The sequence below is a fragment of the Gilvimarinus sp. 1_MG-2023 genome (genome assembly GCF_030548285.1).
In genome coordinates this window covers 1-283 of sequence record NZ_JAUOSC010000853.1, presented here as the reverse complement: position 1 = coordinate 283, position 283 = coordinate 1, and the positions used below count along the sequence as shown (strand labels likewise).

Annotated in this window: 1 protein-coding gene; it reads right to left on the bottom strand. The window is 56.2% G+C overall.

The genetic code is table 11. From position 1 onward, the window contains the following. Window positions 1-283, bottom strand: a 283-nt coding sequence (locus tag Q4563_RS19310; protein ID WP_303605666.1) for a hypothetical protein, incomplete at both ends; no start/stop codon positions are given.

Sequence of the window (283 nt, the reverse complement as noted above, 5' to 3'; positions counted from 1 at the left end):
GGCGGGCACCGCGACTGCCGACCAGCTGACCGGCAATTTGTGCAACCCGTGATTGCAGCGCAATACGCTTGAAGACGTCTGAAATCTCAGTCGGCGAGCTGACGCGTCGCAGCGACGGGTGATCCGCTGCATGGTCACCTTCAATATCAAAACGGGCGCGCCCATCAATCGTTTCACCCCATGGGGTTTCGTGCTTGCGGCTTTCTTCTACCCAACCATCAAATTCGGATTGCAGGGCCGCAACGTCATCCGGGTTCAGTACATTGTTAACAAGCAGAAAACC